Consider the following 8,481-nt stretch of genomic DNA (forward strand, 5'->3'; position numbering starts at 1 on the left):
ACTCCGCCGATGCACCGCAGAGCCTGGAACCTGTGCCAGATTTCAGCTGATTTCGCTCTCGGACCGGAGAGGTATTTCGATGCACATCACGTACACACCGCAGCAGCAACAGCTGCGGGAAGAGCTGCGCGCGTACTTCGCGAAGCTGATGACGCCGGAGCGTCGAGAGGCACTGGCCGCCACCACCGGCGAATACGGCGAGGGCAACGTCTACCGCGACGTCGTCGCCCAGATGGGCAGGGACGGCTGGCTGACACTCGGGTGGCCCAAGGAGTACGGCGGCCAGGAACGATCCGCCATGGAGCAGCTGATCTTCACCGACGAGGCAGCCATCGCAGGCGCGCCCGTCCCCTTCCTCACGATCAACTCGGTCGCGCCGACGATCATGCATTTCGGCACCCCCGAGCAGAAATCGTTCTTCCTGCCCAAGATCTCGGCGGGCGAACTGCACTTCTCCATCGGCTACTCCGAGCCCGAAGCGGGAACCGACCTCGCGAGCCTGCGCACCACCGCGGTCAAGGACGGCGACGACTACGTCATCAACGGCCAGAAGATGTGGACGAGTCTGATCGCGTACGCCGACTACGTGTGGCTGGCGTGCCGCACCGACCCCGAAGCGAAGAAACACAAGGGCATCAGCATGCTGATCGTCCCGACCACCGCCGAAGGCTTCTCGTACACCCCCGTGCACACGATGGCGGGCCCGGACACCAGCGCCACCTACTACCAGGACGTGCGGGTACCCTCGTCCGCGCTCGTCGGCCCCGAACACGGCGGCTGGGCGCTGATCACCAACCAGCTCAACCACGAACGCGTCGCCCTGACATCCGCCGGGCCGGTCCTCACCGCCCAGCGGGAGGTGCGCGAATGGGCGCAGAACACCAAGCTGCCGGACGGTCGCCGCGTCATCGACCAGGAATGGGTGCAGATCAATCTCGCGCGCGTCCACGCGAAGGCCGCGTACCTGAAGCTCATGAACTGGGAGATCGCCTCGTCGATCGGGGCGAGCGAAGCGACGGGGGATGATTCAGCGCACGCTCCCGGGCCGGAGGCGGCGTCGGCGAACAAGGTGTACGGCACGGAGTTCGCCACCGAGGCGTACCGGCTGCTGATGGAGATCCTCGGACCGTCGGCCACGCTGCGGCAGAACTCCCCCGGTGTCCTGCTGCGCGGGCGGCTCGAGCGGATGCACCGGTCGTCGCTGATCCTCACGTTCGGCGGCGGAACCAACGAGGTGCAGCGCGACATCATCGCCATGACCGCCCTCGGCCTGCCCCCCGCGAAGCGTTAGGACTATCACCATGGACTTCACTCCCACCGAGGCCCAGCAGGATCTTGCCGGGCTCACCCGAGGAATCGTCTCGGATCTCGTCACCAACGACCGGCTGCGCGAACTCGACGCGGCCGAAGACCGTCTCGATCGCCGGCTCTGGTCCGCGCTCGCCTCGTCCGACGTGCTGAGCGCCGCACTGCCGGAGTCGGTGGGCGGCGATGGTTTCGGCGTCCTCGAGCAGTGCAGCATTCTCGTCGAACTGGGCCGTGCCGTGGCAGCGGTCCCCTACCTGTCGTCGATCGTGATGGCGGCCGGGGCGATCGCGCAGTACGGAAGCGAACAGCAGCGTGCCGACTGGGGCACTCCGGCCGCGAGGGGCGAGAAGATCCTCACCGTGGCGCTCGACGAGGAACTGGGCGACAACCCGGCCGCGCCGACGACCCGTGCCGAACCCGGCGCGGACGGCTGGACGCTCGACGGCATCAAGATCGTGGTCGACGCGGCCCCGTCCGCCGACCTCTTCCTGGTCCCGGCAACCACCCCGGACGGGGTCGCGGTCTTCCTCGTCCGCCCGGACGACGCCGGGGTGACCGTCACCCGGCAGCAGACCGTCGACCTGGCCAGCGTCGGTGAGGTGACCCTCCACGGAGTGTCACTGGCCGGGGACCGCCTTCTCGGCAGCGTCGAGCGGGGCCGCGAGATCGTCGACTGGATCGTCGAGCGCGGCACGCTCGGCGCGTGCGCGTACCAGTACGGCGTCCTCGACGAATCCCTGAGACTCACCGCGGCCTACGCCCGGGAGCGGGTGCAGTTCGGCCGGCCCATCGGCAGCTTCCAGGCCGTAGCCCAGCGACTCGCCGACGGCTACATCGACGTGAAGGGCGTCCGGCTCACACTGTGGCAGGCGGCGTGGCGGCTCAGTGAGGGACTGCCCAGCGAAGGCGATGTCCAGACCGCCAACTTCTGGGCGTCCGACGCCGGACACCGGGTGTCGCACACCCTCGTCCACGTCCACGGTGGCGTCGGACTCGACGAGGACCACCCCGTGCACCGGTACTTCCTCGCCGCCAAGGCGCTCGAGTTCCGGCTCGGTTCGGCCACGCAGCAGTTGCGGGTCCTCGGCGCCGAACTGGCCACCGTCCCGGCATGACCGCCACGCTCGCCCGCACGGTATCCGACCTGCTGCTCGGTGTCGCGCACTCCGGCGCGCAGGGGCTGTACTTCGAGGACCGGTTCGTATCGTGGTCCGAACACGTGCGGGCGAGCCTGCGCCGCGCCGCGATTCTCGACCACCTCCTCGACGCGCAGCGGCCCCGGCACTTCGGGGTCCTGATGGACAACGTCCCCGAGTTCTCCCTGCTCATCGGCGCGGCGGCGCTGTCCGGCGCCGTGGTCGTGGGCCTCAACACCACTCGGCGCGGGGAGGCGCTGACCCGCGACATCGCGCTGGCCGACTGCCAGGTGGTCTTCACCGAATCCGGCCGGTCCGCCCTGCTGGACGGTGTCGACCCCGGTGTTCCCGTCGTCGACGTGGATTCACCGGCATGGTCCGCCCTGCTCGCCGAGGAGCGCCCCGATTTCACCCCGAGGGCCGCCGCGCCCGAAGACCTGTTCATGCTCATCTTCACGTCGGGCACGAGCGGTGATCCGAAGGCGGTGCGCTGCACGCACGCGAAGATCACCGGACCCGGTGTCATGCTCGCCGAGCGCTTCGCGCTGTCCCCGGACGACGTCGTGTACATGTCGATGCCGATGTTCCATTCGAACGCCATGATGGCGGCGTGGTCCGTGGCGCTCGCGGGGCACAGCTCGATCGCGCTGCGGCGCAGGTTCTCCGCGTCGAACTTCCTACCCGACGTGCGGAGGTTCGGCGTCACGTACGCCAACTACGTCGGGAAGCCGCTGTCGTATGTGCTGGCGACCCCCGAAATGCCCGACGACGCCGACAACACCCTGCGGGTGATGTACGGCAACGAGGGGTCAGCGCCCGCGGTCGCGGCGTTCGCGCGCCGATTCGGCACCGCGGTGATCGACGGGTTCGGCTCCACCGAGGGCGGCATCGCCATCTCTTCGGCACCCGGGGCGCCGCCGGGTTCGCTGGGCAGGCTCCCCGAGGGTGTCGCGATCCTCGATCCCGACACCGGAGATCCCTGCCCGCCCGCCGAATTCGATGCGGCCGGCCGGGTCGTCAACGCCCAGACCGCCACGGGTGAACTCGTCAATGTCGCGGGGCCGGGGGCGTTCGCGGGCTACTACGACAATCCCGAGGCCGACGCCGAGCGGATCCGCGACGGCCGGTACTGGAGCGGCGACCTCGCCTACCGGGACGCCGACGGATTCGTCTACTTCGCGGGCCGCAGTTCCGGGTGGCTGCGCGTCGACGGCGAGAACCTCGGTTCGGCGCCCATCGAACGCATCCTCCTGCGGTACGACGGCTTCGCCCAGGTGACGGTGTACGGGGTGCCGGACGTCGAGGTCGGGGACCGGGTGATGGCGGCCGTCGTGCCGACCCGGGATTTCGATCCCGTGGCCTTCGCGGACTTCCTCGACGCGCAATCCGATCTGAGTCCGAAGCAGCGCCCGAGTCTGATCCGGGTGTGCGCCGAGTTCCCGCGGACGGCCACGTTCAAGGTGCTCACCCGCGTGCTGAGCGCCGAGGCCACGCAGTGCACCGATCCGGTGTGGGTCCGCGACGGAGCCCGCTACTCCCCCAGGTGAGTGGCAAAGTGTGCTGGCGCACGCTTTGCCACTCACCTGGGCTAGCGGAAACTGTCGAGGCGGGAGACCGCCGAGTCGAAGCCCTTGACCAGTTCGTCCATCACCGCGGCCACCGGCCGGATCTCGTTCATCCGCCCGACGATCTGCCCCACCGGCATCGCCACGACATCCGGGTTCTCGGACGCGGCGATCCGCTGATGTGCCTCGCTGACCAGCAGGTTCTGCAGCGGCATCGGCAGCGGCGCCGGCGCGTCCGGCTTCGACCAGGCGTCGGTCCACTTGGTCTTCAGCAGGCGCGCCGGCTTGCCCGAGTAGATCCGGGACCGCACCGTGTCCGCAGACGTCGCGCCGAGCAGGGCGCGCTGGATCGCAGACGGACCCTCCGCCGACGCGCTGCCGAGTTTGTACTCGGACGTGGTGAGCCAGTACGACCCCATCCACACACCCGCCGCCCCCAGCGACAGCGCGGCGGCGACCTGCCGTCCACTGCCGATGCCTCCGGCCGCGAGAACCGCGGCGGAATCGCCGATGGCATCGACGATCTCGGGAACCAGCACCATCGACGCGATCTCACCGGTGTGCCCACCAGCCTCGTACCCCTGCGCGATGACGATGTCGACACCGTTCGCGACGTGCCGGCGCGCGTGCTCCACAGCGCCGGCCAGCGCGGCCACCGGAACCCCCTTCGCGTGAGCCTGGTCGATGACGTCCTTCGGGGGTGAACCGAGGGCGTTGGCGATCAACGCAATTCGATGATTCAGAGCGACGTCGACGTGCGACCGCGCCACCGAATGCAGCCAGCCGAGCACACCGGTCGCGTGCTCGGCCCCCGAATCCAGCGGCGGCACCCCCAGTTCGGACAGGGTCCGGTCGACGAACGCACGGTGTTCCGCGGGGATCAGCGACTCCAGGTCCACCGACGTGCCCTCGGTGGGCACCTTCGCGGGCATCACGATGTCGACGCCGTACGGCTTGCCGTCGGTGTTCTCGTCCATCCACGCCAGGACGGCCTCGAGTTCCTCGGGATCGTTGAACCGGACGCAGCCGAGCACACCCAGGCCGCCGGCCCGGGAGATCGCCGCGGCCACGTGTTCGGACGGCGTGAACCCGAACACCGGGTACTCGATGCCGAACTTCTCGCTCACGCTCGTGTGCATTTACGCGCCTTTGCTTTCGGGCGAACCGTTGCCGTTGTGGTCGTCGGCCGGACGGGTCTCGGTCTGTTCCTTGGCCCAGCGGTAGTCGGGCTTGCCCGCAGGCGAGCGTTTGATCTCGTCGACGAACCACAGACTGCGCGGAACCTTGTATCCCGCAATCTCCTTGCGGGCCGCGTCGGCGATCTCGTGCAGGCTCGGACGCACCCCACGACGAGTCTGAATGACGGCGGCCACACGCTGGCCGAAGCGTTCGTCCGGAATGCCGACCACCAGGGCGTCGAAGACGTCGGGATGCGATTTGAGTGCGCCCTCGACCTCCTCGGGGAAGATCTTCTCGCCGCCGCTGTTGATGGACACCGAGCCGCGGCCCAGCATCGTCACCGTGCCGTCCGCCTCCACCTGCGCGAAGTCGCCGGGGATGGAGTAGCGGATCCCGTTGATCTCCTTGAACGTGGCTCTGGTCTTCTCTTCGTCCTTGTAGTAGCCGATCGGGATGTGCCCCTTGCGCGCCAGGATGCCGACGACGCCGGAGCCGGGCTCTACCGGGTTGCCGTCCTCGCCGAGGACGGAGGTCGACGCGTCGATCTTCACCGTCGGGCCGCCACCGTGTGAATCGCCCTTCGCGACCACACTCAGGCCACCGAAACCCGTCTCGGACGAACCGATGGAGTCGGTGATCATCCGGTTGGGCAGCAGTTCGAGGTACTTCTCCTTGATGCTGGGCGAGAACAGCGCCGCCGAACTCGCCATCAGGAACAGCGAAGACAGGTCGTAGGGTTCGCCGCTCGCCTCGTTGCCCTCCACCAGCGCGTCGAGCATCGGGCGCGCCATCGCGTCACCGGTGATGAAGATGAGGTTGACCTTGTGCTGGTCGACGATCCGCCACACGTCGTGGCCGTCGAATTCGGGGTGCATGACGCACTTTCCGCCGCCGAACAGACTCTGGAACACCGCCCACTGGCTGCCGCCGTGGATCATCGGCGGGATCGGGAAGCGGGTCATGCCGGGGCTCTCGGCGCCCAGCTTCGCGAGATCCCACTCGTCCTCGACGTATTCGCCGGTCATGAAGTTGATGCCGCCGCCGAGCACCCGCCAGACGTCCTCGTGACGCCACATGACGCCCTTCGGCTTTCCGGTGGTGCCACCGGTGTAGAGCATGTACAGGTCGTCATTGCTGCGTTCGCCGAAGTCGCGGTCGGGGGAACCCTGCGCCAGCGCCGCCTCGTATTCGACACCCTCGTAGTCGAGATCGGTGCCGTCCTCGACCACCACGGTGGTCTTCAGGAGCGGCGTCTCGGGGAGTACATTCGCCACCTTGTCGGAGTACCGGCGTTCGTGGACGAGCGCGACCATGTCCGAATTGTCGAAGATGTATTGCAACTCGTTCTCGATGTACCGGTAGTTGACGTTCACCATCACCGCACGGATCTTGAAGACCGCCACCATGGCCTCGATGGCCTCGATGGTGTTGCGGCAGTAGATGCCCACCTTGTCGCCGGGACGGACCCCCTGTTCGAGCAGGTAGTGGCCGAGTCGATTGGCCCTCTCCTCCATCTGCGCGTACGTCACTTCCCGGTCGTCGGACACCAACGCGACGCGGTCCGGAACGAGGTCGATTGCGTGCTCTACGAGGTCTGCGATATTAAGGGCCACGTCAACAAAGTAGAACGTGTTACCGTTTCTGGCAAGACCCAATTTGAGAGCCAGCTCACACACCCTTCGGGAGACTTCAGTGTCCTCTACAACGACCGAGAAATCCGACATTTCGGCACAGTCGCCGCACTGCCTCGTCGAGAAACGCGGGCACGTCCTGATCGTCACGATGAACCGCCCCGAGGCGAAGAACGCGCTGTCCGGCGAAATGATGACGATCATGCGGGACGCGTGGGATCAGGTCGACTCAGACCCGAACATCCGGGTCGCCATCCTCACCGGCGCCGGCGGTGCATTCTGCGCCGGCGCCGACCTCAAGGCCATGACGTCGCAGCACCCCGGCGACTCCTTCTCCGGCGCGGGCGAGCGGAGCGAGGGGAAAAATTCGGGCTGGGACCTGTCCAAGATCGAGGCGCTGCTGAAGGGACGGCGCCTCACCAAACCCCTCATCGCCGCAGTCGAGGGTCCCGCCATCGCCGGCGGCACCGAGATCCTGCAGGGCACCGACATCCGCGTCGCCGGCGAGAGCGCCAAATTCGGTGTGTCCGAAGCAAAATGGGGACTATTCCCCCTCGGCGGCTCCGCCGTGCGCCTCGTCCGGCAGATCCCGTACACCGTCGCAGCCGACATCCTGCTCACCGGACGTCACATCAAGGCCCCCGAGGCCAAGGACATCGGCCTCATCGGGCACGTCGTCCCCGACGGCCAGGCCCTCGACAAGGCTCTCGAACTCGCCGACCTCATCTCCGCCAACGGTCCCCTCGCCGTCCAGGCGATCCTCAAGACCATCCGCGACACCGAAGGCATGCACGAGGAAGAAGCCTTCCAGATCGACGCCGCCCTCGGCGTCGAGGTCTTCAAGAGCGCCGACGCGAAGGAAGGTCCCCGCGCCTTCTCCGAAAAACGGGCGCCGAAGTTCGAGGGTCGCTGACCTCTCCCCCTCGCGCACCCGCCCCGCCCACCCCCTCGCCTCCTCCCGGACGAACGGGCTGGCGCGGGCGGGGCGGCTGGCGCGGGCGGGGGCGCGGACGGCTAGGGCAACATCCGAACGCTCGGCCGCGGACGCGACGCGGCGAGTTCGAAGTGAGCCCTCAGGTCGGCGATCACCTGATCGGGCTGGTCGCGGACAGCGCTCGGCAAGGTTGGCAGCACGATGATGCCGGCGTTCTGCATGCGCGTCCGCCGCTCCACGGTGTGCTTGTACTGCCGAGGTGCGAAGTGCCAATCGAGCGAGTCGATGTCCCACGCGAGTGCGACCTCGTCGATCCAACCGTCCGGCATCGCGATGAACCGTCCGTCGATATCGACGATCTTCCTGTTGAACACCATCTCGGGAAGCCCACTGCGCAGCCACAACCGGCGCGCGTGGGCCTCGGCGACCGAGTGCACATCGGCCTTCATTTCCCGCAGAACAATTCGCGGGATGGCGGATCCACGACCACTTCCCGCGTCGAGTTCGACGGCGAGTTCTTCCGCCGTGACCGCTCCGCGCTGGACGACCTCCGCGATCGTCGCGCGCGCCGCGTCCAGCGTCGTGCACCTGCGCGCGGCGTCGAGCAGGGCCCTCGGCAACGGTGCGCAGGCGACGTTTCCTCGCAGCTCGGCCCTAGGAGCGTGCTGAACTATCCGACAGCCGACCGCCGCGTGTCGAGCCGGGTTTTGGGTGGTTGACCTGCGATA

General features: G+C 67.8%; 6 protein-coding genes and 1 pseudogene. 4 read left to right on the forward strand and 3 right to left on the reverse strand.

All coding sequences use genetic code 11. The features are described 5' to 3' along the window. Positions 1-79: 79 nt before the first annotated feature. Genes P3H15_RS19590 through P3H15_RS19600 form a run of 3 tightly spaced genes read left to right on the forward strand, consistent with a single transcriptional unit; the run spans position 80 to position 3,991 of the window. Entirely contained in the window at positions 80-1,291 is a 1,212-nt protein-coding gene (locus tag P3H15_RS19590) for an acyl-CoA dehydrogenase family protein (RefSeq protein WP_276138772.1), read from the forward strand. Positions 1,292-1,301: 10 nt separating this feature from the next. After that, on the forward strand, positions 1,302-2,423 hold the full coding sequence (locus P3H15_RS19595; protein ID WP_276138773.1) for an acyl-CoA dehydrogenase family protein: 1,122 nt from the start codon (positions 1,302-1,304) through the stop codon (positions 2,421-2,423). Then, positions 2,420-3,991, forward strand: coding sequence for a long-chain-fatty-acid--CoA ligase (locus P3H15_RS19600; protein WP_276138774.1), 1,572 nt, complete (start codon positions 2,420-2,422; stop codon positions 3,989-3,991). The genes P3H15_RS19595 and P3H15_RS19600 overlap by 4 nt, the downstream gene beginning before the upstream one ends. Before the next feature lie 41 nt (positions 3,992-4,032). Here the strand turns inward: P3H15_RS19600 and P3H15_RS19605 are convergent, their stop codons facing one another. Next, positions 4,033-5,148, reverse strand: a complete 1,116-nt coding sequence (locus P3H15_RS19605; protein ID WP_276138775.1) for a nitronate monooxygenase family protein — start codon at positions 5,146-5,148, stop codon at positions 4,033-4,035. Next, entirely contained in the window at positions 5,149-6,801 is a 1,653-nt protein-coding gene (locus P3H15_RS19610; RefSeq protein ID WP_276138776.1) for an acyl-CoA synthetase, read from the reverse strand. It lies immediately after the preceding gene. A gap of 79 nt (positions 6,802-6,880) precedes the next feature. On the opposite strand from P3H15_RS19610, the gene P3H15_RS19615 reads away from it, so the two are divergent. After that, on the forward strand, positions 6,881-7,732 hold the full coding sequence (locus tag P3H15_RS19615) for a crotonase/enoyl-CoA hydratase family protein (RefSeq protein ID WP_276138777.1): 852 nt from the start codon (positions 6,881-6,883) through the stop codon (positions 7,730-7,732). A gap of 101 nt (positions 7,733-7,833) precedes the next feature. Here P3H15_RS19615 and P3H15_RS19620 read toward each other — a convergent pair. Continuing rightward, positions 7,834-8,481, reverse strand: a pseudogene (locus P3H15_RS19620) (hypothetical protein); the annotation flags it as partial.

It is taken from the genome of Rhodococcus sp. T2V, assembly GCF_029269925.1.
Classification (GTDB): Bacteria; Actinomycetota; Actinomycetes; order Mycobacteriales; family Mycobacteriaceae; genus Rhodococcus_F; species Rhodococcus_F koreensis.